General features: G+C 73.9%; 20 protein-coding genes. 12 read left to right on the top strand and 8 right to left on the bottom strand.

Features of this window, described 5'->3' with window-relative positions; translation table 11 throughout:
• Nucleotides 1-48: 48 nt before the first annotated feature.
• Both ABZ478_RS08490 and ABZ478_RS08485 read right to left on the bottom strand, forming a co-directional pair.
• Nucleotides 49-1,092, bottom strand: a complete 1,044-nt coding sequence (locus tag ABZ478_RS08490) for a DUF2637 domain-containing protein (RefSeq protein WP_359546533.1) — start codon at nt 1,090-1,092, stop codon at nt 49-51.
• Nucleotides 1,093-1,394: 302 nt separating this feature from the next.
• Nucleotides 1,395-2,234: a (2Fe-2S)-binding protein gene (locus tag ABZ478_RS08485; RefSeq protein ID WP_359546531.1), complete on the bottom strand. Its 840-nt coding sequence runs from the start codon at nt 2,232-2,234 to the stop codon at nt 1,395-1,397.
• Nucleotides 2,235-2,399: 165 nt separating this feature from the next.
• Between ABZ478_RS08485 and ABZ478_RS08480 the strand changes: the two genes are divergently transcribed.
• Nucleotides 2,400-3,182 (top strand): GntR family transcriptional regulator, encoded by a 783-nt coding sequence (locus tag ABZ478_RS08480; RefSeq protein ID WP_359546529.1) that lies wholly within the window; start codon nt 2,400-2,402, stop codon nt 3,180-3,182.
• 74 nt (nt 3,183-3,256) lie between these two features.
• Here the strand turns inward: ABZ478_RS08480 and ABZ478_RS08475 are convergent, their stop codons facing one another.
• The 3 genes from ABZ478_RS08475 to ABZ478_RS08465 form a co-directional block, all read right to left on the bottom strand.
• Complete coding sequence (locus ABZ478_RS08475) at nt 3,257-3,778, bottom strand: DUF2231 domain-containing protein (protein WP_359546527.1); 522 nt, start codon at nt 3,776-3,778, stop codon at nt 3,257-3,259.
• A gap of 71 nt (nt 3,779-3,849) precedes the next feature.
• Complete coding sequence (locus ABZ478_RS08470; protein ID WP_359546525.1) at nt 3,850-4,617, bottom strand: hypothetical protein; 768 nt, start codon at nt 4,615-4,617, stop codon at nt 3,850-3,852.
• A gap of 166 nt (nt 4,618-4,783) precedes the next feature.
• Nucleotides 4,784-6,457, bottom strand: a complete 1,674-nt coding sequence (locus ABZ478_RS08465) for a PucR family transcriptional regulator ligand-binding domain-containing protein (protein WP_359546523.1) — start codon at nt 6,455-6,457, stop codon at nt 4,784-4,786.
• A 341-nt stretch (nt 6,458-6,798) separates the two neighbouring features.
• On the opposite strand from ABZ478_RS08465, the gene ABZ478_RS08460 reads away from it, so the two are divergent.
• From ABZ478_RS08460 to ABZ478_RS08440, 5 genes are all read left to right on the top strand, one after another.
• Nucleotides 6,799-7,692 carry an FAD binding domain-containing protein gene (locus ABZ478_RS08460; protein ID WP_359546521.1) on the top strand — a complete coding sequence of 298 codons (894 nt, stop codon included), beginning with the start codon at nt 6,799-6,801 and terminating at the stop codon, nt 7,690-7,692.
• Entirely contained in the window at nt 7,692-8,267 is a 576-nt protein-coding gene (locus ABZ478_RS08455) for a (2Fe-2S)-binding protein (RefSeq protein ID WP_359546519.1), read from the top strand. The genes ABZ478_RS08460 and ABZ478_RS08455 overlap by 1 nt, the downstream gene beginning before the upstream one ends.
• A gap of 1 nt (nt 8,268) precedes the next feature.
• Nucleotides 8,269-10,653 (top strand): molybdopterin cofactor-binding domain-containing protein, encoded by a 2,385-nt coding sequence (locus ABZ478_RS08450; RefSeq protein WP_359546517.1) that lies wholly within the window; start codon nt 8,269-8,271, stop codon nt 10,651-10,653.
• Between the two features lie 198 nt (nt 10,654-10,851).
• Nucleotides 10,852-12,309: an NCS2 family permease gene (locus ABZ478_RS08445; protein ID WP_359546515.1), complete on the top strand. Its 1,458-nt coding sequence runs from the start codon at nt 10,852-10,854 to the stop codon at nt 12,307-12,309.
• 40 nt (nt 12,310-12,349) lie between these two features.
• On the top strand, nt 12,350-13,501 hold the full coding sequence (locus tag ABZ478_RS08440) for an XdhC/CoxI family protein (protein WP_359546513.1): 1,152 nt from the start codon (nt 12,350-12,352) through the stop codon (nt 13,499-13,501).
• A gap of 15 nt (nt 13,502-13,516) precedes the next feature.
• Here the strand turns inward: ABZ478_RS08440 and ABZ478_RS08435 are convergent, their stop codons facing one another.
• Together ABZ478_RS08435 and ABZ478_RS08430 are read right to left on the bottom strand one after the other, a co-directional pair.
• Nucleotides 13,517-13,957 (bottom strand): SRPBCC family protein, encoded by a 441-nt coding sequence (locus tag ABZ478_RS08435; RefSeq protein ID WP_359546511.1) that lies wholly within the window; start codon nt 13,955-13,957, stop codon nt 13,517-13,519.
• A gap of 103 nt (nt 13,958-14,060) precedes the next feature.
• The gene (locus ABZ478_RS08430) at nt 14,061-14,828 is read right to left on the bottom strand and encodes a polysaccharide deacetylase family protein (RefSeq protein ID WP_359546745.1); all 768 of its coding nucleotides are present in this window, start codon (nt 14,826-14,828) and stop codon (nt 14,061-14,063) included.
• Between the two features lie 245 nt (nt 14,829-15,073).
• Between ABZ478_RS08430 and ABZ478_RS08425 the strand changes: the two genes are divergently transcribed.
• On the top strand, nt 15,074-15,541 hold the full coding sequence (locus ABZ478_RS08425; RefSeq protein ID WP_359546509.1) for a TIGR03668 family PPOX class F420-dependent oxidoreductase: 468 nt from the start codon (nt 15,074-15,076) through the stop codon (nt 15,539-15,541).
• Between the two features lie 24 nt (nt 15,542-15,565).
• On the opposite strand, the gene ABZ478_RS08420 is transcribed toward ABZ478_RS08425, so the two are convergent.
• Nucleotides 15,566-15,901, bottom strand: coding sequence for a hypothetical protein (locus ABZ478_RS08420; protein WP_359546507.1), 336 nt, complete (start codon nt 15,899-15,901; stop codon nt 15,566-15,568).
• Between the two features lie 109 nt (nt 15,902-16,010).
• Between ABZ478_RS08420 and ABZ478_RS08415 the strand changes: the two genes are divergently transcribed.
• The 5 genes from ABZ478_RS08415 to ABZ478_RS08395 are packed head-to-tail and all read left to right on the top strand — an operon-like array spanning nt 16,011 to nt 23,938.
• Nucleotides 16,011-17,705 carry a serine protease gene (locus ABZ478_RS08415; RefSeq protein ID WP_359546505.1) on the top strand — a complete coding sequence of 565 codons (1,695 nt, stop codon included), beginning with the start codon at nt 16,011-16,013 and terminating at the stop codon, nt 17,703-17,705.
• The gene (locus ABZ478_RS08410; protein ID WP_359546504.1) at nt 17,702-19,987 is read left to right on the top strand and encodes a tetratricopeptide repeat protein; all 2,286 of its coding nucleotides are present in this window, start codon (nt 17,702-17,704) and stop codon (nt 19,985-19,987) included. Before ABZ478_RS08415 ends, ABZ478_RS08410 begins: the two co-directional genes overlap by 4 nt.
• A 41-nt stretch (nt 19,988-20,028) precedes the next feature.
• Nucleotides 20,029-21,576 (top strand): VWA domain-containing protein, encoded by a 1,548-nt coding sequence (locus ABZ478_RS08405; protein ID WP_359546502.1) that lies wholly within the window; start codon nt 20,029-20,031, stop codon nt 21,574-21,576.
• The gene (locus tag ABZ478_RS08400; protein ID WP_359546500.1) at nt 21,573-22,637 is read left to right on the top strand and encodes a hypothetical protein; all 1,065 of its coding nucleotides are present in this window, start codon (nt 21,573-21,575) and stop codon (nt 22,635-22,637) included. The genes ABZ478_RS08405 and ABZ478_RS08400 overlap by 4 nt, the downstream gene beginning before the upstream one ends.
• Nucleotides 22,634-23,938, top strand: a complete 1,305-nt coding sequence (locus ABZ478_RS08395; protein WP_359546498.1) for an ABC transporter substrate-binding protein — start codon at nt 22,634-22,636, stop codon at nt 23,936-23,938. Before ABZ478_RS08400 ends, ABZ478_RS08395 begins: the two co-directional genes overlap by 4 nt.
• The last annotated feature ends 5 nt before the right edge of the window (nt 23,939-23,943 follow it).

Raw genomic sequence — 23,943 nt, 5'->3', positions numbered from 1 at the left:
CACGCCCCCGTCCCGAGACGAGCCCAGTCCCCGGTCCCTGCTCCGGTGCTAGCCGAACTGCTGCTCCAGATCCTTCAGTTTGCGCTCCAGGGAGTCCAGGCGCGGCAGCGCCATCGTGTCGTCCTCGGCGGTGAGGTCGACGGTGATCGCCTCAGTGCCCTTGCGGACCGGCTGAAGGGAGGGCCGGGAGCGGACGGGCAGCGGCTCCGGCGCCGATATGGCAGGCTCCGCGGTCGCCGGCGCGGGGCCGCGCTCCACCGCCTGCACCTCCACCTGACGGCCACCATCGCGTCCGGCGAAGCCGCGGTGACCCCGGCTGAGCGCGCGCAGCTGGGCGCGCTCCACCCGCTGCTGGTCACGCCGGGCCCGGCGCGCCTCCTCCTTCTGCCGCTTGTCGTCGCGCACCTCCTCGACCGCCTCGTCCAGGCTGCGCACGCCCTCCAGGAGCATGAGGGACCAGGCCCCGTAGGTCTCGCGCGGTGCCCGCAGCCAGCGGACGATGCGGATCTGCGGCAGCGGGCGGGGCACCAGGCCCTGCTCGCGCAGCGCGGCCCGGCGGGTCTGCTTCAGCGCGCGGTCGAACAGCACGGCCGCCGACAGGGACATGCCGGAGAAGAACTGAGGGGCGCCCGCGTGGCCGACGCCGCGAGGTGCGTGCACCCAGTTGAACCAGGCCGCCGCCGCGGCGAACAGCCACACCAGTATCCGGGAGCCCAGGGCCGCGTCACCGTGGCTGGCCTCGCGCACCGCGAGGACGGAGCAGAACATCGCCGCGCCGTCCAGGCCGAACGGCACCAGGTACTGCCAGCCGTCGGTCAGCCCCAGGTTCTGCTCACCGAAGCCGACCAGGCCGTGGAAGGAGAGGGCGGCCGCGACCGCCGCACAGCAGAACAACAGCACGTAGGAGGCCGTGCCGTAAACGGCCTCCTTGCGCCTGCGGCGCTCCTCCTGGCGCTCCCACGAGTCGTCCGCGCTCGCGTTCTCCCCGGAGGAGCGCTTGCCGCGCGCGAGCACCGCCACCGCCGCCAGCATGCCCAGGAGCAGCACGGCGCCCGGAAGCAGCCAGTTCAGCGATATGTCGGTCAGTCTCATCAGGGGTCCCTTGCATTGGGATAGGGCGTAACGCCCGCCATAGTGGCCCACTCCGGACAGCCCTCAGGGGGTTTCGGGGCAAGAGGCCGCCAAGGAGGTGCAAGGGGATGCGCAGGGCGACGTTCTGCTCGAACTGCCGCTTGAGGGGCGGGAGTTGAGTTCGAATTAGACTACCCGTACGGATGGTTCCCCGGAAAGTTCCCGATGCGGGTGGGGGAGTTGTGAATCACCTGTCCGTGACCGGTGGTCCAACCGTGATGATCTTAAGGGGCGCCGGGAGGCGCTGAGGACCTGAGGGAGCCTCAGGCGGCAACGGTGGCGGTTCGTTCGGTGATCCGGTCGCTGTCGCGGGTGCGCGGGCAGGTGGCGCAGGTGTCCTCGGGGCGCACGGTGTAGAACATGCAGCAGCTCGCCCGGTCCCGGGTGGCCAGCGGCTCGCCGTCCGGCCCGGTCAGCACGCGGAACGCCGCCGAGCCGGCGTAGGGCCGCGTCGCCCCCGGCAGCAGCAGCTCCAGCTCCCGCACGGCCCGCCGCTCCTCGTTCGCGCCGAACAGGTGGGCGACGTACCACAGACCCTCCACGACCTCGTCGGTCGCCATGCCCCACAGGGCGCGCCCGCGCCGCCGCATCCGCGGCCCGAAGGCGGCGAGCACCGGCTCCAGGTGCTCGGCGACGGCCGAGCGCACCTCGGCCCGCAGCGCCTCCTCGTCCGGCACGACGACCGCGCCGGGCAGGACGGCCGCCGGGTCGCCCGGCAGGCAGGCGAAGGAGGCGGGGCGGACGGCCATGCGGCCGGCCGCGCGGTCGTAGGAGACGGCCGTCACGGGCAGCCGGGGCACTCGGCGGTGCAGGAACCACGGGACGGTGATCAGCAGGCAGGCCGCCCAGGCGTAGCGGTGCAGTCCGAAGCTCGCCACGACGTCCGGGCGGGCCCGCCGGCCGTAGTCCCGCAGTACCTGGGCCTCGTCCCAGGCGAGGAAGGCGTCGAGCCGGTCCCCGCCCTCGGCGAGCCCCGCGGCACCGACCCAGCCGCCGCCCTCGGGCAGTGCCCGCGCCGGATCCGGCTCGGTGACCGTCAGCCCCGGGTGGACCGCGGTGAGGCGGGCGTACGCGGCGGTGAACGGCGAGGCCGTAGCGGGCATGGCGGGATCACCGGACCTTGATCGCGGGCTGAATGCAAAGGTAAGCCTAACCTTATCCATTCTCCGGGGAGTTTGAAGACCCGCCCCGTGCGCCTATGGTGCTTGACGGACAAGTGACAACCCGCCGTTAATGACCCCAAGTGCCGACAAGCCGGAGGAGGCCCCGTGAAGCAGGGTGTGCAGGGCTCCGCCGACCCGTTCGGCGAGGCCAGGGCACCGGCGCGGGAGCGGGCGGCCGAGCCGGCCGGCCGGCCCGACACCGGTCCGTCCGGGGCGCGGGGCGAGCACACCCACGGTGAGCGTCCGATCCCGGGGCCCAGGACGGCCGTGCGGCGCTCCTCGGTGCGCGGGCAGATCCTCGACGCGCTGCGGACGGCCCTGGTCGCCGGCGAGCTGATACCGGGCGAGGTCTACTCGGCGCCCGCCCTCGGCGAGCGCTTCGGGGTGTCGGCGACACCGGTGCGCGAGGCCATGCAGCAGCTCACCCTCGAGGGCGCCGTCGAGGTGGTGCCCAACCGCGGCTTCCGGGTCACGCGGCGGGGCGCCCGGGAACTGGCCGAGCTGGCCGAGGTGCGGGCGCTGCTGGAGGTGCCGGTGATGCTGCGGCTGGCCCGTACGGTGCCCGCCGAGCGCTGGGCCGAGCTGCGGCCGCTGGCCGAGGACACGGTGCGCGCCGCGTCCTCCGGCTGCCCGGCGACGTACGCGGAGTCCGACCGCGCCTTCCACCGGGCGGTGCTGTCCCTCGCGGGCAACGCGCAGCTCGTGCGGATGGCGGAGGACCTGCACCGGCGCTCCCAGTGGCCGCTGGTGGGCGGCCCGGTGCGGCACGGCCGCGCCGACCTCGTGGCCGACGCCGCCGAGCACACGGCACTGCTGGACGCGCTGATCGCCCGCGACCTCGACGTGGTGCGGGACCTGGTCGGCGACCACTTCGCGGGCGCCGCCTGACGCCGGGCGGACACCTCACGGGCGCCGCCCGGCCAGGGACGGATCGGGCTTCCCCGCTCCGCCCGGGGCACGGGTCAGGAACCGTCCCGCTCGCCGTGCGCGCTCTTCGAGTAGGCGTCGTGCCAGGCGGCCTTCGCGCCCGAGTCGCCGATGCGGTACACGTCCACCACGGCTCCGGCCGCCACCGCCAGGGACAGCACCGACACCACGACGCGCAGCGGCAGCGAGGTGAGCCAGGTGGCCCGCTCCGTGCCGCCGTCCCGGCCCGCCCGCCGCGGACCGCGTGCCGCCCACCACACGACCGCCGCCAGGACGAACAGGCCCAGCGCCCAGGGCAGCAGTCCGTCGCCCAGCTCGGTGTGCCGCCGGACCAGCGCGTCGTCGTCGACGTGCCGCTCCAGCCACTCGCCGGCCTGGCTGGTCAGCGGCACGCTGACCAGGGCCACGAGAGCGAGCGAGGGCAGCAGCCCGCCCAGCCGCCGGGCGGCCCGGGGCCACACCGCACCGGCCACCAGGGCCAGCGCGGTGAGCGGTATCAGCACGACGACCACGTGCACCAGCAGAACATGGGCCGGAAGGCCGTTGACCAGACTCATCGAGCGCTCCTGAGGGGGTCGGGGCGCGTCACACTGGCACAGCAACCTCTCAGCCGGCTCTGAGGCGGCCCTCAGGCGGTCGCGGCACCCGGCGCCGGCGGGGTCAACTGCCGGGCCAGCCAGGTCGGGACGCCGCCCAGCAGCCGGAACAGCCGCCGGGCCTCCTCCCGCAGCCGTGAGGCCTCCGGCTCCGACTCCGCGTCCGCCAGGGAGGCCAGCGCGGGGGCCGTGCCCACCAGGTAGCCCAGCTCCTCGCGGATCCGCAGCGACTCGGCGAAGCCGTGCCGGGCCTCCGCCAACTCCCCGTCGCGCAGGGAGAGTCCGGCGAGGTGCCGCCAGGTGAAGGACAGCAGCAGCGGATCGGCGTGCGCGGTGGCGCCCGCGTGGGCGCGGCGGTACGCGGCACGCGCCGCCTGCGGGGAGTGGGCCAGGTTCTCCGCCAGCAGCCCCCGCCGGAAGTCCAGCAGCGCCCGTCCCACGGCGCCCGGCGGAATCAGCGCCGCCGCCCGCCCGAGCGCGGCCCGTGCCTCGTCCGCCCGGTCCCGTACGCCGTGCAGCGTGGCGGCGTAGGCGAGTTGGCCGCGTTCGCAGGCGGCCGCCCCGCGTTCCTCGTCGGTGTGCGCCTGCGCCTCCGCCGTGCGCAGCGCGTCCTCCGCCTCCGCCCAGCCCCGCTCGGTGTACAGGCACCGCTCGACCAGCAGCGCGGCCCGCTGCAGGGTCGCGGCCGGGGTGTCCGCCGGCAGCATGGCCGCCGCGTCGGCCCAGCAGGCCCGCGAGCGCAACCGCCATACCGCGGTCTGGAGAGGATCGTCACAGGCGGTCGTTCCGTTACCAGACATGGCGGAATGCGCCACGTTGCCCTCCCCGAGCACGCCGTCGAGCTGTTGAGTGGTGGCGGCATTCCAGCACCAATCATGGGGCTGGGCCAAGGGGATGGGTGAAAAAATTCACAAAGTCGGGGGACCTTGGCGTGACTTGGCCGGACCCTGCCACGTCCCGTTCGCCTCAGCTCATCCGCAGCGCCAGGAAGAAGTCCAGCTTGTCCTCCAGGCGGGACAGGTCCCGTCCCGTCAACTGCTCGATCCGCCCGACCCGGTAGCGCAGTGTGTTGACGTGCAGGTGGAGCCGGGTGGCGCAGCGGGTCCAGGACCCGTCGCAGTCGAGGAACGCCTCCAGGGTCGGGATCAGCTCGGCGCGGTGGCGGCGGTCGTAGTCGGTCAGCGGGTCCAGCAGACGTGCCGTGAAGGCGCGGCGGACGTCGTCCGGGACGAACGGCAGCAGCAGCACGTGCGAGGCCAGCTCCTGGTGGCCGGCCGCGCAGACCCGGCCGGGGCGGGCCGCGGCGACCCGGCGGGCGTGCCGGGCCTCCTCCAGCGCGCCGCGCAGGCCCTCCGCCGAGTGCACGGCGGCGCTGACGCCGAGGGTCAGCCGCCCGTCGTCGGCCAGGCCCGCCGACAGCGGCTCCCGTACCGTCCGCAGCAGCGCGTCGGCGAGCAGACCGGTCTCCGAGCCGTCCTGGTCGGCGGCGACCGCCGGGAGCGGCACCAGGGCGATCGCCTCGTCCCCGGTGTGGGCGACGGCGATCCGGTCCGAGGGCTCGGGGCCGGTGGCCAGCGGGTCCACCAGGATCTCCTCCAGCAGCGACTGGGCGACCGGGCCGCCCGCCGGCGCCGCGCCGTCCCATTCGACCCGGGCCACGACCACCTGCCAGTGCGGGGCCGCCCCCAGCCCCGGCAGCAGCACCGGCGCGGCCACCCGCAGCCGCGCGGCGATCTCGGCGGGCGCGGCACCGGTCTGCACCAGTTCCAGCACCTCCTGCGCGAGCCGGCGCCGCACCGTGCGCGCCGCGTCCCGCCGGTCGCGCTCGACGGCGATCAGCTGGGTGACGCCCTGAAGCAGGTCGAGGCGCTCCTCCGGCCAGTCCCCGGCGTCCGCCTCCACCGCGAGCAGCCAGTCCGACAGGACCGTCTCGCGCATGTCGCGGGCGGCCTGCGGGGAGCGCCCCGAGGAGCGGATGGGGAAGAGGGAGAACGTGCTGCCGTCCAGCGGCATCCGGTGCGGGCCGCGCCGGCCGGAGCGGGTGGCGGCCAGGTGCTCGGCGGCGAGCCGCGCGCAGGTCTCGGCCGGCAGCGCGGGACCCGCGACCTTCGAGCCGGCGATCAGCCGGCCGGTTGGGGAGAGCACCCAGGCGCGCAGGTCCAGGTCGGTGCCGAGCAGGTCGAGGACCACGTCGGGGCCGCCGCCGGCCGGACCCGAGGTCATCATCCGCCGGTGCCGGTCCACCACGGCCGCCAGGTCACCGGCCCGCTCCCCGGAGACCTGCCGCACCACGTGCTCGGTGACCGTCGCGAACGCCACCGACTCGTGCACCGCGAACAGCGGCAGCCGGTGCTTCGCGCAGGCCAGCACCAGGTCGTCCGGCACGTCGCCCAGCTCGGCCTCGCCGGCCGCCAGCGCCGCCACCCCGGCCTGCACCAGGATCCGTACGAAGGGCTCGGAGTCGCCGGCGTCGCGGCGCCAGGCCAGACCGGTCAGCACCAGCTCGCCGCCGGACAGATAGCGGCTCGGGTCACGCAGGTCGGTGGTCATGACCCCGCGCACGGAGCGGTCCAGTTCGTCCTCGCCGCCGAGCAGCCGCAGCCCCAGCGCATCGGTGTCCAGCAGTGCGCGCAGCCGCATCTCGTCGCCGCCGTTCTGTGTCTCGAAATCTACGATGAATCCTGGTGGGGCCCGTGACGGGCCCGTGACCCGGGTGCCGGGGCCGTACGGCGGGGCCGCCGGGCCGGTACCCGCGTTTCCCGGGGAAAACGGAGAGGTTACCGATGACCTCCGTTCATACGAATCTACAAGATGCCCGTCGTGGCCAGCCAACTCCTTCATGGTTTCGGTGACTGACCCCACCGGAGTACGGGGCGGTGTACTGAGCCCACTCCGCGTAAAGAGCACATGAACGAGCCGGAACCGCCGCACCCGGATTGGCTCGATCCGTACGACTCACGAGACGAAGAAGAGAGCCGGTCATGGACTTCCTTCGCCCCGCCAGCTGGGAGGAGGCGCTCGCCGCGAAGGCCGAGCACCCCACCGCTGTGCCGATTGCGGGTGGCACCGACGTGATGGTCGAGATCAACTTCGACCACCGCCGGCCCGAGTACCTGCTCGACCTGAACCGCGTCGGCGACCTCTGCGAGTGGGAGGTCGGCGAGGACACCGTCCGGCTGGGTGCCTCGGTCCCCTACACGAAGATCATGGAGAACCTCCGTGCCGAGCTGCCGGGCCTCGCGCTCGCCTCGCACACGGTCGCCTCCCCGCAGATCCGCAACCGCGGCGGCGTCGGCGGCAACCTCGGCACGGCCTCGCCCGCCGGTGACGCCCACCCCGCCCTGCTGGCGGCCGGCGCGGACGTCGAGGTGGAGTCGGCGGCCCGCGGCACCCGCCTCGTCCCGATCGACGCGTTCTACACCGGCGTCAAGCGCAACGCCCTCCAGCCCGACGAGCTGATCCGAGCGGTGCACATCAAGAAGGCGGACGGCCCGCAGCAGTACTCCAAGGTCGGCACCCGCAACGCCATGGTGATCGCCGTGTGCGCCTTCGGTCTCGCCCTGCACCCGAAGACCCGCACCGTGCGCACCGGCATCGGCTCCGCCGCGCCCACGCCGGTGCGGGCCAAGGCCGCCGAGGAGTTCCTGAACGCGGCCCTGGAGGAGGGCGGCTTCTGGGACAACGGAAAGATCGTCACCCCGTCGGTCGCCAAGCGGTTCGCGGAGCTGTGCTCCGGCGCCTGCAACCCGATCGACGACGTCCGGGGCACCGCGAGCTACCGCCGGCACGCGGTCGGCGTCATGGCCCGCCGGACGCTCACCTGGACCTGGGAGTCGTACCGCGGCACCCGCCGCACCACCGAGGGAGCTGCGTGATGCGCGTCAACTTCACTGTCAACGGACGCCCGCAGGAGGCCGACGACGTCTGGGAGGGCGAGTCCCTGCTGTACGTGCTGCGCGAGCGCCTCGGCCTGCCCGGCTCCAAGAACGCCTGCGAGCAGGGCGAGTGCGGCTCCTGCACGGTGCGCCTGGACGGCGTGCCGGTGTGTTCCTGCCTGGTCGCGGCCGGCCAGGCCGAGGGCCGCGAGGTGGTGACCGTCGAGGGCCTCGCGGACTACGCCAGGCAGCGCTCCTGCGGCGCCCCGGTCCCGTGCGGCACCTCGCTGGACGAGGCCAGGGGATGGCAGGCCGGGGGCACCGACTCGCAGACCGGCGAGGGCGCCGAACTCAGCCCCGTCCAGCAGGCGTTCATCGACGCCGGCGCCGTCCAGTGCGGCTTCTGCACCCCGGGCCTGCTGGTCGCCGCCGACGAGATGCTGGAGCACAACCCCAACCCGACCGACGCGGACATCCGCGAGGCCCTGTCCGGCAACCTGTGCCGCTGCACCGGCTACGAGAAGATCATGGACGCGGTCCGGCTGGCCGCCGCCCGCCAGGCCGAGGGGGTCTGAGATGCCGGCGAACGGCGCTCCTACGAAGATCACGCAGGGCTCGCAGACCCGAGGCGGCGTCGGCGAGTCCACGCTCCGCCCGGACGGCACCCTGAAGGTCACCGGCGAGTTCGCGTACTCGTCCGACATGTGGCACGAGGACATGCTGTGGGGTCAGATCCTGCGCTCCACCGTCGCGCACGCGGAGATCGTGTCCATCGACACCTCCGAGGCCCTCGCCCTGCCCGGCGTGTACGCGGTCATGACCTACGACGACCTGCCCACCGAGGTGCGCAACTACGGCCTGGAGATCCAGGACACCCCCGTCCTCGCCCACGGCAAGGTGCGCCACCACGGCGAGCCGGTCGCCATCGTCGCCGCCGACCACCCGGAGACCGCCCGCCGCGCCGCAGCCAAGATCAAGGTCGAGTACCGGGAACTGCCGGTCATCACCGACGAGGCCTCCGCGACCGCCCCGGACGCGATCCTCGTGCACGACAACCGCGACGACCACCACTCGGGCCACGTCCCGCACCCGAACATCGTCCACCGCCAGCCGATCGTCCGCGGCGACGTGGCGGCGGCACGCGAACGGGCCGACGTCGTCGTCGAGGGCGAGTACACCTTCGGCATGCAGGACCAGGCCTTCCTCGGCCCCGAGTCCGGCCTCGCGGTGCCCGAGGAGGACGGCGGCGTCCACCTCTACATCGCCACCCAGTGGCTCCACTCCGACCTTCGCCAGATGGCGCCCGTCCTCGGCCTGCCCGAGGACAAGGTGCGCATGACGCTGTCCGGCGTGGGCGGCGCCTTCGGCGGCCGCGAGGACCTGTCGATGCAGATCCACGCCTGCCTGCTGGCGCTGCGCACCGGCAAGCCGGTGAAGATCGTCTACAACCGGTTCGAGTCCTTCTTCGGGCACGTCCACCGCCACCCGGCCAAGCTCCACTACGAGCACGGGGCCACGCGCGACGGCAAACTGACCCACATGAAGTGCCGGATCGTGCTGGACGGCGGCGCCTACGCCTCCGCCTCCCCGGCCGTCGTCGGCAACGCCTCCTCGCTCAGCGTCGGACCGTACGTCGTCGAGGACGTCGACATCGAGGCCATCGCCCTCTACACCAACAACCCGCCCTGCGGCGCCATGCGCGGCTTCGGCGCGGTCCAGGCGTGCTTCGCCTACGAGGCGCAGATGGACAAGCTGGCCACCGAACTCGGCATGGACCCGGTGGAGTTCCGGCAGCTCAACGCGATGGAGCAGGGCACCCTGCTGCCGACCGGGCAGCCGGTCGACTCCCCGGCCCCGGTCGCCGAACTGCTGCGCCGGGTCAAGGCGATGCCGCTGCCGCCCGAGCGCCAGTGGGAGTCCAGCGAGGGCGCCGACGTACGCCAGTTGCCCGGCGGTCTGTCCAACACCACGCACGGCGAGGGCGTCGTACGCGGGATCGGCTACGCGGTCGGCATCAAGAACGTCGGCTTCTCCGAGGGCTTCGACGACTACTCCACCGCGCGCGTCCGGATGGAGGTGATCGCCGGCGAGCCGGTGGCCACCGTGCACACCGCGATGGCGGAGGTCGGCCAGGGCGGTGTCACCGTCCACGCGCAGATCGCCCGTACCGAGCTGGGCGTCGGCCAGGTGACCATCCACCCGGCCGACACCCAGGTGGGCAGCGCCGGTTCGACCTCGGCCTCCCGGCAGACGTACGTCACCGGCGGCGCCGTGAAGAACGCCTGCGAACTGGTCCGCGAGAAGGTCCTGGAGACCGGGCGCCGCAAGTTCGGCTCCTACCACCCGGCCTGGGCCACGGCCGAACTCCTGCTGGAGGGCGGCAAGGTGGTCACCGACGCGGGCGAGGTCCTCGCCGGCCTGGTCGACGTCCTGGAGGACGAGGCCGTGGAGGTCGAGGCGGAGTGGCGGCACCGGCCGACCGAACCCTTCGACCTGCGCACCGGCCAGGGCAACGGGCACGTCCAGTACTCCTTCGCCGCGCACCGCGCCGTCGTCGAGGTCGACACCGAGCTCGGCCTGGTCAAGGTCGTCGAACTGGCCTGCGCCCAGGACGTCGGCAAGGCGCTCAACCCGCTCTCCGTCGTCGGCCAGATCCAGGGCGGCACCACGCAGGGACTGGGCGTCGCGGTCATGGAGGAGATCATCGTCGACCCGAAGACCGCGAAGGTCAGGAACCCCTCCTTCACGGACTACCTCATCCCCACGATCCTCGACACGCCGACCATCCCCGTCGACGTGCTCGAACTCGCCGACGACCACGCCCCGTACGGGCTCCGTGGCATCGGCGAAGCCCCGACCCTGTCGTCCACCCCGGCCGTCCTCGCGGCGATCCGGAACGCGACCGGACTGGAGCTGAACCGCACACCGGTCCGCCCGGAACACCTCACGGGCACCGCGTAGCGACGGCCGCCGGCGCATCGCTGCGACGCCGCGACGCGCCGGCACCCCGGCGCCGGGCAACGACCGACCCACGGCCGTCCCGGCACCGGCCAGCAAGTACCACGTTCGTCTCGGGCCGTCCCCCGGGCCGTCCAATCCCAAATCCCGCCTGCCGCCCCACGGCAGCCGGGTGCCCCTGTGAACCTTGGGAGTTGGCCCATGACCCAGCAGTCAGTGGAGCCCAGGACCACAGCCGAAGACGCGGGCGAAGGCACCCGCGTCCCGGCCGGCAGATCCTGGCTCGACCGGTACTTCCACATAAGCGGCAGAGGATCCACGGTCGCGCGTGAGGTGCGCGGCGGCATCACCACCTTCATGGCGATGGCGTACATCCTCCTGCTCAATCCCCTGATCCTGTCCGGCAAGGACGCGGCCGGGGACACCCTCGGCCAGAAGGCCCTGGTCACCGCGACCGCGTTCGCCGCGGCCCTCACCACACTGCTGATGGGCTTCGTCGGCAAGGCGCCCCTCGCGCTCGCCGCCGGCCTGTCGGTCTCCGGCGTCCTGTCCTCGCAGGTCGCCCCCAACATGACCTGGCCGCAGGCCATGGGCATGTGCGTGCTGTACGGCGTCGTCATCATGCTGCTGGTCGTCACCGGCCTGCGCGAGATGATCATGAACGCGATCCCGCTCGCGCTCAAGCACGGCATCACCATGGGCATCGGCCTGTTCATCGCCCTCATCGGCTTCTACAAGGCCGGCTTCGTGCACCAGGGCAAGGCCACCCCGGTGAGCCTCGGTCCCGCGGGTGAACTCGCCGGCTGGCCGGTCCTGCTCTTCGCCGGCACCCTGCTGCTGATCTTCATGCTGCAGGCCCGGAACGTCCCCGGCGCCATCCTCATCGGCATCGTCTCCGGCACGGTCGTCGCCGCCGTCCTCAACGGCCTCGGCGTGATCGACCCGAAGCAGTGGGCGGGCGGCGCGCCCCAACTGCACGGCAGCGCGCTCTCGATGCCCGACTTCTCGCTCTTCGGGCACGTGGAGTTCGGCGGCTGGGGCGAGGTCGGCGCGATGACCGTCGGCCTGATCGTCTTCACCCTGGTCCTGGCCGGCTTCTTCGACGCGATGGCCACCATCATCGGCGTCGGCACCGAGGCGAAGCTCGCCGACGACAAGGGCCGGATGCCGGGCCTGTCCAAGGCGCTGTTCATCGACGGCGCCGGCGGTGCGATCGGCGGTGTGGCGGGCGGCTCCGGCCAGACCGTGTTCATCGAGTCGGCCACCGGGGTCGGCGAGGGCGCCCGCACGGGACTGGCCTCGGTCGTCACCGGACTGTTCTTCGCCGCCTGCCTGTTCTTCACCCCGCTGACCGCGATCGTGCCGCAGGAGGTCGCCTCCGCGGCCCTGGTGGTCATCGGCGCCATGATGCTGATGAACGCCCGGCACGTGGACTGGGCCGACCGGGCCACCGCGATCCCGGTCTTCCTGACCGTCGTCCTGATGCCGTTCACGTACACCATCACCACCGGTGTCGCCGCGGGCGTCATCTCCTACACGGCCATCAAGGCCGCCCAGGGCAGGGCCCGCGAGATCGGGGCCTTCATGTGGGGGCTGACGGCCGTCTTCCTGGTCTACTTCGCCCTCCACCCGATCGAGGGCTGGCTGGGCGTGCACTAGCCGACACCCTCACCCCACAACCCCGTCAGGAGAACGAGAGATGCTGGACATCGCCGAGGAGCTGAACCGGTGGGCCGAGCAGGGCCGTGACTTCGCCGTCGCCACCGTGGTGGCCGTCGGCGGCAGCGCCCCGCGGCAGCCGGGCGCCGCCCTCGCGGTGGACGCCGACGGCACGGCCGTGGGCTCGGTCTCCGGCGGGTGCGTGGAGGGCGCCGTGTACGAGCTGTGCCGGCAGGCGCTCGAGGACGGGGAGACCGTCCTGGAGCGCTTCGGGTACAGCGACGAGGACGCCTTCGCCGTCGGCCTGACCTGCGGCGGCGTCATCGACATCCTGGTCACGCCGGTCCGGGCGGACGGTCCCGCCCGGCCGGTGTTCGCGGCCGCGCTGGCCGCCGCCGCGCGGGGTGAGGCGGCGGCGGTCGCCCGGATCGCCGAGGGGCCGGCCGCACTGCGCGGCCGCGCCCTGCTGGTCCGCGCCGACGGCTCCCACGACGGCGGCTTCGGGGCCCATCCCGAACTCGACCGGACGGTGGCCGCCGAGGCCGGTGCCTTCCTGGACGCGGGCCGCACCGGCACCCTGGAGATCGGAGCGCGGGGCTCGCGCTGCGGCGCCCCGCTCACGGTCCTGGTGGAGTGCTCGGTCCCCGCGCCCCGGATGATCGTCTTCGGAGCGATCGACTTCGCCTCCGCGCTGGTGAGGGCCGGCAAGTTCCTCGGCTACCACGTCACGGTGTGCGACGCCCGCCCGGTGTTCGCCACCGGGGCCCGCTTCCCGGAGGCCGACGAGATCGTCGTCGAGTGGCCCCACGACTACCTGGAGCGCACGGACGTCGACGCTCGCACCGTCCTGTGCGTCCTGACCCACGACGCCAAGTTCGACGTACCGCTGCTGCGGCTGGCCCTGCGGCTGCCGGTCGCCTACGTCGGCGCGATGGGCTCCCGCCGCACCCACCTGGACCGGAACGAGCGGCTGCGCGCGGTCGGCGTCGGCGAACTCGAACTGGCCCGGCTGCGCTCCCCGATCGGCCTCGACCTCGGCGCCCGTACCCCCGAGGAGACGGCGCTGTCGATCGCCGCGGAGATCGTCGCGGTGCGCCGCGGCGGCAGCGGCGTCTCCCTCACCGGCGCCCACACCCCGATCCACCACGACACGGCGGCGACTCCCGCGGGCCGGATCGGGTCCGTGGCCTGAGCGGCCGCCGGCCGGTCACGGCCGCCGGAGCAGCCGGTTCGCCGTGTTCCCGAACAGCGTCCGCGCCGTGAACGCCACGACGCCGTCGAAGAGGCGGGGGAGGAAGCGGATCCGTACGTCCTCCCGCCACACCACCCGGGCCCGGCCGCCCGGCCCGGGCCGGACCTCGATCTCGGCCCAGCCCAGGATCACCCGCCCGTGCTTCTCCAGGCGGCACAGCCCCGGTTCGCCGTCCACGGGCGGGCGCCAGACCGTGACCTCCATCGGATCGTCGAAGCCGAGCGGGCCGACACCGGAGCGGGCCACGAACCGGGTGCCCTCGTGCGTCGGCGCGGGCGTGAGGACGCTGACGCGGGTGAACGGCACCGCGTCACCGTGGCGGGGCCACTCGGTGAGCCGCCGCCACGCCTCCTCGAGTGGAAGGGGCACGGTGCGTTCGACGGAGAAGTAGGGCACGGCACGATCGTAGGCAATCGCCACCGGCCACCCGCACACTCGGCCCCGGATCACCCGCCCGGCGCAACGGCGGTGCATGGCGGCGAGTTGACGTCCCGTCGGCTCAGGGCCGGTACACCTGGCCCGGCTCGGCCCGCCCCGGCGCCAGGAGCTGAGGCACCGTCACGAAGACGTAGCCACGGGCCTTCAGCGCGTCGATGATGCCGGGCACGGCCGGCACGGTGCCCCGGTAGATGTCGTGCAGCAGGATGATGCCGTCCCGGGAGGCCTGGTCCAGGACGCGCCTGGTGATCAGCGCCGAGTCGGTGGTCGTGTAGTCCTTCGCGGTCACGCTCCACAGCACCTCGGCCAGACCCATCTCCTTGCAGATCCGGTGCACGTCGGCGTCGGTGCGGCCCTGGGGCGGACGCATCAGCGTGGGCCGGTGCCCGGTGAGCCGCTCTATCTCGTCGTTGGGCCGCCGCAGTTCCTCGCGTATCCGCTCCTCGGGGATCCGGGTGAGGATCTTGTGGTCCCAGGTGTGGCTCGCGACCTCGTGACCCTCGGCCGCCATCCGCCTGACCAGTTCCGGGTACGTGTCGATGTGCCGCTTGCCGAGCAGGAAGAAGGTCGCCGGGACCTTCTTCTCCTTCAGGATGTCCAGCAGTCGCGCCGAGTTCTCGCTCGGCCCCGCGTCGAAGGTCAGCGCGATGCACTTCGCCTCGCGGCAGTCCACCGTCCCGAGCCCGGCCGGCGCCCCGTGGGCACCCTCGGCGCGCACCGTGCTGGGGGCGGTCGTGTCGACCTCCGCACAGCCCGACAGCGTCAGTGTCAGACAGGCGGCGACCGACGCGAGCGCGGACAGACGCAACCCGCGCCCCCTTCGGCGCATCTTCAGGGGCGCGGGCTGCGGGGCCGGGCTGTCGCCGGCCGAAGTCGTGAGAGGCATGCCGGGACTATACATTCAGTGCATAGTTCGTGTGTTCGATTTATTGAAGCCGGGCGAGCACCGGACGGCACCGCCGGAGCACCATGGAGGAACGGGGGCGGGAACTCCGGGTGGCTCACCGAAAGCCGGCGTGCTCGGCGCACCGCACATGCGCCGGCTTCCGCGCGGCCGGAAAGCGAGGAGCGGGCATGCCCCGACTGGAGGAGGCGGAGGCGCGGCGCCGGTTCACCGCGGCCCGGGTGGCCCGGCTGGCCACCGCCGACGCGGCGGGCCGCCCCCACCAGGTGCCGGTGGTCTTCGCCCACCACACCGTCGACGGCGCCGACCGGCTCGTCACCGCCGTCGACCACAAGCCCAAGACCACCACCCGCCTCAAGCGGCTGGCCAACCTGACCATACGGCCGGCGGTGTGCCTGCTCGTGGACGCCTACGACGAGGACTGGGAGCAGTTGTGGTGGGTGCGTGCCGACGGAGAGGCCCGCGTCCTGCCACCGGACACCGCCGACGCGGCCGTACGGCGGGCGCGCGAGACGGCCGCGGCGCTGCTGTGCGCCAAGTACCCGCAGTACGGGCCGTGTCCGCCGGCCGGGCCGGTGATCGACGTCACCGTACGGCGGTGGACCGGCTGGCAGGCGCGGGCCGCCCGCCCGTCGTGACGGGGACGCGCCGGGCGGTCCTTGTCACGGGTGCGAGCAGATCAGTTCCTCGGTCCTGTCCTCGTACTCCTGCATCTCGTCCGCCGTGTAGCCCGCTTCCTTCAGGCTCCCCATCAGCGACGCCGAGTCGCCGCACAGACGGGGACGCTGCCGACGGAGGTAGGACTTGACGCCTTCGGCGGTCAGTTCTTCCCACGCCCGCTTCGTCTCGTCGTTCTTCTCGTGCGTGTAGGCGAACTCGACCCATTCCCGCTGCGGGTCCGTCAGGCGGGAGGTGTCGACGGGCCTTTCGCCTCCCCCGCATGCGGCGGCCAGGACAGTGCACGCCACCACGACGAGACATATGCGCTTCTTCTTCACGTTTCCCTCTTCCGGCCTTTGGGTCGCGGGGGCACCATTGTCCGCCCCGCGCGACAACCCCGTGCACACCAGTGGCCCCGGAGGAACACGCGGAGTAATCTCGGCTGACATGACGCGCACGGGGGAGCGAGCCGTCAAGTCGCGGTTACGGATTCCGTCCTGGATCGCCCGCATCGAGGAGCCGGACGGGCAGGTGCTCGGAGCGGGGGTGCTGCTCGCGCCCGACCGGGTGCTGACCGCCGCCCATGTCGTCCGCCCGGACCGGCCCTACGTCGTCCACTTCCTCGGCGTCCCCGGAGTGCCCGGCGTCGCCGCCACGGTCCGCGAGGACGAACACGTGCCGCAGCGGGAGGACGCCTTCGGCGACCGCAGCGGCGACCTGGCCCTGCTGCGGCTCGCCGAGCCCCTGCCCGCCCAGCACACCACCCGGCTGCACCGGCTCGCCGCGCCGCACGGACCGGTGAGCATGTACGGCTTCCCGGACGGCGACGCCGGCGGCCGCTGGCACGGCGCCACCCTGGTGGCCGCCCGGGGCCGGGACAGCCAGGTGCAGCTGCGCCCGCAGACCCCGGGTGAACTGGCCGTCCCCGGCTTCAGCGGCGGGCCGGTGATCGACCACGAGACCGACCAGGTCATCGGGATCGTGCTCAGTGTCGACGAGGGATCCGGCTCCGTGTTCAGCTACATGAGCCCCACCGAGACCGTGCTGAGCCATCTGCCGCAGGCCGCCGCCTGGAGCGCCGGCGCCGAAGCCGTCGACCCGGCGCTGCGCAGCACCGCGACGCCCGCCGCGGGCCGGCTCGACGTGCCCTTCGCCACCGAACTCGCCTCCTGGTTCCGGGGCGAGGGCTGGCCGGTGCTGGTCACGGTCGTCCCCGCGCGCGGCGCGCGCGCCTGGACCCTCAACCGTGCCGTCACCCTGGCCGACCGGGAGCTGCGCACCCGGCAGAACACCAGCGCCTTCACCCACGACCCGCCCGAGACCGTGCCCCCGGCCGGCGGCCACGACCTCGCGCTGGACGTCACCGACATGACGGCCGGCCAGGTCATGCGCCGGATCGCCGAACGGCTCGGCATCAGCGGCGACCCCCGGCCGGAGCGGCTCGGCGCTCTGCGTGTCCCGCTCGCCGCCGTGCTGGCCGGTGTCGACCGGGCCGCCGAACCCGACGACCTGCTCGGCCTGCTCGACCGGCTCGCCCAGCACGGTGCGCGGCTGCTCCTGGTCTTCCGCCGCCGGGGCGGCCGTGCCGACCGGGCCGCCGAGTCCTTCGTCCAGCGGCCGTTGCGCGGCCGCTGGAGCCGACTGGACCACGAACTGCGGCGCATCGTCGACGAGTTGGGCCCCGCACTGGACGAGCGCCGGGACCGGGTGCTGCCCGACCCCGCCACCCGGCGGCTGCTGGACCAGGCCGAGGCCGGCGTACGGCGCACCCGGATGCTGCGTGAGTGGGTCGCCCACACCCCCGAGCCGGAACGCGAACCCGGGCGCGCCGACCTGCTGTTCACCTTCGAGGACGCCGCCGAACGCCGCCGCCTGCGGCTGGAGCAGGCGGTGGACGTCCTCGACTCCCGGCTGCGCCGCCGCGAGGAACTCCTCGGCCGGGTCACCGCCGAGTGGCCGTTGTGCAGACAGCGGGCCGCGTCCGAGGACGACCGGGTCATGGAGGCCTACCGGCTCTACGAACGCGCCCTGTCGCTGCTGCGGCAGATTCCCTGCGACGTGGCCGAGGCGGAGAGCGCCGTGGAGCTGTTCGTCGGCTTCTGCTCCGGCTCCGCACCCGGGAACGGAGGTGCCGCCCGATGACGTCGTGCCTGCGGCCGGGCTGCGCGGGCCACATCATGGCCACCGGTTACTGCGACACCTGCGGGCACCGCCACCAGGAGCCGCGGGCCGAGCCGCGGAGCGGACAGAGCCTCGATCCGCCGCCCCCGCGGCCCGACGCGGGCCCCCGCCCCGGCACCGAGGAGCCGCCCGGCCCGGCCCCCGTCCACGCCGTCGCCGGGGTCGGCGAACTCGACCAGCACGGACTGGTTCTGCTGCCCGAGGTGCCCGTGCCCGAGGGCGCACCGGTCGAGGACCCCCGGCCGCCCACCGGGGGCCGCCGCTGCGGCGCGAACGGCTGCACGATGACCATCGGCGTCGGCTACGGCGGCCAGCCCGCGCGCGCCACCGGCCGCTGCCCGCGCTGCGGCACCCGCTACTCCTTCCTGCCCCAGCTGGAGAAGGGCGAAGTGGTCGCCGGCCACTACCGGGTCCTCGGCTGCCTGGCGCACGGCGGCCTGGGCTGGATCCACCTCGCCGAGGACATCCGCGCCGACGGCTACCGCGTCGTCCTCAAGGGCCTGATCAACGTGCACGACGCGCTCGCCCGCCGCAACGCCGTCGAGGAACGCCGCTCGCTCACCGACCTGCACCACCCCGACATCGTCCGCATCATCACCTACGCCGAACACGGGTCCGCCGGCCGTTCCCCCACCGGCTACCTCGTGATGGACTACATCGCCGGCCCCTCCCTGCAGCAGCTCTTCGACGCCGACGACGCCGAGCGGATATTCCAGGGCCGGCCCCGCCTCGACCACGTCCTCACCTACGGCTGCAAGATCCTCGGCGCCCTGCAGTACATGCACGAACGCGGCCTGCTGTACTGCGACATGAAGCCCGCCAACGTCATCCACTTCGGACGGGCGATCAAGGTCATCGACCTCGGCGCGGTCCGCGCGATCGGTGACCGCGCCTCCGCCTACGTCTACACCGCGACCCTCGCGCCGCCCAAGGAGGAGATCGACAGCCGGGGCTGGCACGTCGACAGCGACCTCTACACCGTCGGAATGACCCTCCAGGCCCTGGCCCGCAGCGCCGAACCGGCCCGCGGCCTCGCCCCGGACTCCTTCCGCCGCCTCATCGACCGGGCCACCCACGGCGAACCCCGCGCCCGGTTCAGGTCGGCCGCCGAGATGTCCCGGCAATGCTGGGAAGTGCTACGGGAGTTCCGCTCACTCCAGTTCGGCGAGCAACTACCCGAGAGCTCCACCCGGTTCCGCGCCTCCGAGGCCGGACTGGACGCCGGGCTCGGTGCCATCCCGGCCCTGGACCACTGGACCGGCCGCGCCGACGGACGGCCCGCCGCACTGGACGTCTCCCCGCCCCCGCCCGCCGAGGTCGCCGGCGCCCTCCCGGAACCGGTCCCCGACCCCGACGACGGCGCCGCCCTGCTGCTCGACACCTTCCCGCCCGACGCACCGGACCGGGTCGCCCGGCAGTGGCCCCGCGAATCCCGCCTCGGCACCCCCGAGACCGCGCTCTGGCTGTGCCGCGCCTACCTGCGCAAGGGCGAACAAGGTGAGGCCAGGAACTGGCTGGCCGAGGCCGAGACCCTGCTCGGCGAACGCTCCGCCGCCCACGACTGGCGCATCGCCTGGCACCGGGGCGTGCTGCACCTGAGCAAGGCCGAGGTGCGGCAGGCGGAGAGCTGCTTCGAGGCCGTCTACCGGGCGCTGCCCGGCGAGTACGTACCCAAGCTCGCCCTCGCCCACTGCGCCGAACACGCCGGCGGCCGGAACACGGGCCGCGCCATGCGGTTCTACGAGGCGGTCCGGGCGCGGGACTTCGCGCACACCGCCGCCGCGTTCGGCCTGGCCCGCGGCCACCTGGCGGCCGGCGCCCGGGACGCCGCCGTCCACGTCCTGGACGCCGTGCCCGCCACCTCCCGCCACTACGACGCCGCCCGCGTCGCGGCCGTACGCATCCGCGCCGGACTCCTGGACGGCCGCCCGCCCACCCCGGCCGACCTGCGGGACGCCGTGCGGCGGCTGCCCGAGCTGCACCTGGACGGCGGTGCCGCCGACGGCGGTTCGCGGGCCCGGCTGGTCGCCGAGGTCCGGGAGAACGTCCTGGACAGCCGCCCGGAACAGGGCTGGGGGCCGGACTTCCCGGCCGGCGACCTGCTCGGTTCCGGCGCCGAGGACAAGATGCGCACCCTGCTGGAGCAGTCCTTCCGGCAGCTTGCGGCCCAGGCCCGTACCGCCGCCGAACACGGCCGGCTGCTCGATCTGGCCCACGCCGTGCGGCCGATGACCACGTTCTGAGAACGCCGACCACACCCAGGGAAGCGAGAGAGGAGGCAGTCATGAGCGCCGGGAGCACGGGGGACGCCGAGGAGATCGAGGTGACCCTGGCGGTCGGCCAGAACAAGGAGCTGCCCGTGACGCCGGGCGCGACGGGCCGGCCCCGTGTCCGGGAGATGCACGCCATCCTGGAGATCGGCGTCGGCGGCGGCGGTTCCCGGAACGCCACCGGGTCCGCCCGCGGTGCCGGCCCCGCCCTCGCCGAGGTGCTGATCGTGGACACCTCCCGCTCCATGCTGCACCCGGCCGCCAAGCTGCACGCCGCCAAGGACGCCACGGCGGCGGCCCTGCGGCTGCTGCCGGAGGGCACCGCGTTCGCCGTGCTGTCCGGCCGGTTCGACGCCTCGGTGGTCCATCCCGGCCCCGGCCAGGAGGTGATGGCGGTCGCCGGGCCGGCCGAACGCGCGGCCGCCGAACGCGCCGTACGGCTGCTGGACGCGGACGGCGGCACCGCCATCGGCCACTGGCTCGACCTGGCCCGCCGGCTGCTGAGCAAGCAGTCCGCGCCGGTCAAGCACGTCCTGCTGCTCACCGACGGCCGCAACGAACACGACCACCGCGCCGGCATGCCGCTGGACACCGCCCTGGAGGCCTGCGACGGCCGGTTCGTCTGCGACGCCTGGGGAATCGGCGACGACTGGGACGCCGACCTCCTGCTGCGTATCACCCGGCGGCTGCACGGCCGGGCCGGCGCGGTCCGCCGCGAGTCGGAACTCACGGCCGCCTACGAGGAGTTGACGAACCAGCTGCTCGGCACCGCGGTCCCCGAGCTGCGCATCAGGATCACCCCGGCCCCCGGCACGGTGATCCGCCAGGTCAAGCAGGTGGTGCCGAGCGAGCGGGAACTCCACGCCCTCGACGCCGGGCCGGGCGAGCGGGGTGCCGAGTACGTCACCCGCGCCTGGGGCGAGGAGACCCGGCACTTCCAGGTCGTCCTGACCGCCGACCCCACCGGCCGCGACACCGGTGAGGACCTCCAGCTCGCGGCCGTGGAAGCGGTCGTACCCGACTCCGGGCACCCGGTACGGCTGCCCGCGCCCCGGCCCGTCCTGGTGCGCTGGACCGACGACCCGCTGGACGCCTCCCAGCCGCACCCCGGCGTCCGCCGCCACGAGCTGTACCAGCGGACGAGCGCGGCCGTGGCCCGGGCGTACCGGGCCTGGCTGCGCCGCGCGGACGGCGGGGCGGAGGCGGACCGCGCCCTCGCCCGGGCACTGTCCCTGGCCGCCGAACTGGACGACGCCCAGCTGCTCGCCGCCCTGCGCCGGATCGAGGCCGTACCGGGCACCGGCCGGGTCCGCGACGGCCTCAAGGACGTCGACTGGCAGCACCTGATCCTCTCCAGCGCCATGACCACACCACCGCAGCCACCGCCCGCCGGAACACCGTCCGCCGGAACGCCGTCCGCCGGCGCGGAGGCCCCGCCGGGCCCCCTCGAGCCGGCCGGCTCCGACGACCTCGTCGAGTGCCCGGACTGCGCGTGGCTCGGCCCGGCCGACTCGGTCTACTGCGGGGGCGAGTGCGGGCGACTGCTCGGGGGGACCGCGTGAGCGCCGGGACGGAGCCGGCGGCGGCGCGGACGGGACGGGGCCCCGGACCCGGCGGACCGCTGCCCGCGCGCGACACCACCGGCCCCCGCGACCGCCCGCCGCTGCCCCGCCCGCTCGGCCGCCTCCTCGGCGCCGGGCGGCGGCCGCCCGACGGCAGCACGACCGCGTACGACCTCGCCGTGCGCCGGCGTCTGCTGCTGGTCCTGTCCGCGCTGCTGACCCTGTCCCTGTTCGTCTCCTACCAGGGCGTGCACGCGGACGCGGGCCCGCTGCGCACCGCCAGCGCCCCCGCCGTCGTCGCCATCGACACCGCGCTGAAGGCGCTCGGCGAGGCACAGGCCGACGCGAAGGGGGCGACCCCGTCGACCAGCGAGTTCCAGAAGCAGATCTCGGTGGCCGCGCAGAGCCTCGCCGAAGCCGCCGCGGACGACGTGGGCGGGCCGGCGGGCCGGCAGGCCCTGCAGACGGTCGCCGGCCTGGTCACCGGATACACCGCGATGGTGCAGAGGGCACAGATGGAGCCCAGCGAAAGCGTGTTGCGGGACGCCTACATGAGCTACGCGACCAGCATGCTGCGCAGCGGCGAGTCCGGCATCGAGGCCCGGCTGAAGCTGCTGCAGGACCAGCAGCGGGCCGCGGTGCAGCGGCAGACCTCCTTCGGCTGGCCGCTGTGGGTCGGCTGGAGCGTGGCCGGGCTGTGCGTCCTCGCGCTGGGCGCGGCCCTGGCGGAGACCCAGCTGTTCCTGCGCCGCCGCTTCCGGCGGCGGTACAACCGGCAGCTCATCGGTGCCGCGGCACTGACGGCCGGCGGGTTCCTGACCCTGGTGCTGTTCACGGTGTGGACCCACCGGGGCATGGCCGACACCCGTGGCCTGCTCGACCAGGTGGTGGCCGGGCAGGCCGTCACGGACGCGCGACCGCGCACCGCGTCGTTCCTGGCGCACACCGGCTTCCGCGCCGCGGCCTCGGCGTGGATCGTGATAGGAGGCGTCCTGCTCATGGCACTGACCGAGGCCGGTCTGCGGCCGCACATCAACGACTACCGGTTCAGGCCGCGGTGAGCGCCCCCGGGCAGGACCGGGCCGCCCCCGGCGCCCGGCGCCGCGCGGTCCGCACGGTCACCGTCGTGGCGAGCTGCCTGGCCGTGCTGGCGGCGGCCGTCGTGACCGGCGTACGCGCCCTGGGGCAGGAACCGACCGTCACCCTGCTGGCCAACTGGACCGGCAGGGACGCGCGGTACTTCCGCGAGGCGGTCATCGAACCCTTCGAGCGGGAGCACCACGTCAAGGTCGAGTACCAGGGCAGCTCCGCCGAGAGCCAGGTGCTCGGCGCCGACGTGGAGACCGGCACGCCACCCGACGTGGTGGTGCTCACCGGCCCCGGCGAACTGGCCGCCTACGCGGGCCGGCAGCAGCTGAAGCCGCTCGACGACCTCATCCGGCGGGAGGACTTCAGCGAGTCCTGGGTCACGCCCCTGAACGGGCACGTGTACTGGTTCCCGCTCAAGGCCGACCTCAAGAGCATCGTCTGGTACCCCGCGCGCACCCCTCCGGGAACGCTGAACGAGATCGCCGGGCGGCCGGGGCAGTGGTGCCTGGGCATGGGCTCGGGCGCGACCAGCGGCTGGCCCGGCACCGACTGGATCGAGGACATCCTGCTGCAGCAGTACGGCCCGGGCGCCTACGAGCGCTGGGCCCGCGGCCGGCTGTCCTGGCAGTCCAAGGAGGTGAAGCGGGCCTGGACCACCTGGGGCCGGCTGGCCGGCGCCGGAGACCACAAGGCCCTCGTGGAGCGCGCCCTGCTCACCGAGTACCAGCAGGCGTCCGAGCTGGTCACCGCCGACCCGCCGCGGTGCACCCTGGAGCACCAGGCCTCCTTCATCCGGGACCTCGGCCCCTGGAAGAAGGCGGACGGCCGCTACACGCCCTCCTCCCGGCTGATCCCCGGCGCCACGGCGCACGACGCCTGGGAGGTCTCCGGCGACCTGGTCGCCCTGCTGCACGCGACCCCGCAGGCCAGAGCGCTCATCCGTCACCTGGCCTCCGCCCGGGCCCAACGGGCCTGGGTCGCCAAGGAGTCCGGCTTCTCCGTGCACGCCGGGGCCCAGCCGTCCGCCGCCGACGCCGGCGCGGGCTGGCACCGCTCGCTGGCCCGGACCCTCCTCGACAAGGACGCCGTCCACTGCTTCGACGCCTCCGACGCGATGCCGCCGCAGGTCCGTGACGCCTTCGCCCAGGCGACCATCGACTTCCTCGCCGACCCGGGCGAGCGGCATCTGGACGACCTGCTGAAGAACCTGGACAGCCTCGGCAGCCCGGAGAGCCTCACCTGGCTGAACTCCGTCTGCGACCACGGCTCCTGAGCGCC

The organism is Streptomyces sp. NPDC005706 (assembly GCF_040631045.1).
GTDB lineage: Bacteria > Actinomycetota > Actinomycetes > Streptomycetales > Streptomycetaceae > Streptomyces.
The sequence above is the reverse complement of the archived record's forward strand: the minus strand, read 5'-3'. Positions and strand labels throughout refer to the sequence as shown.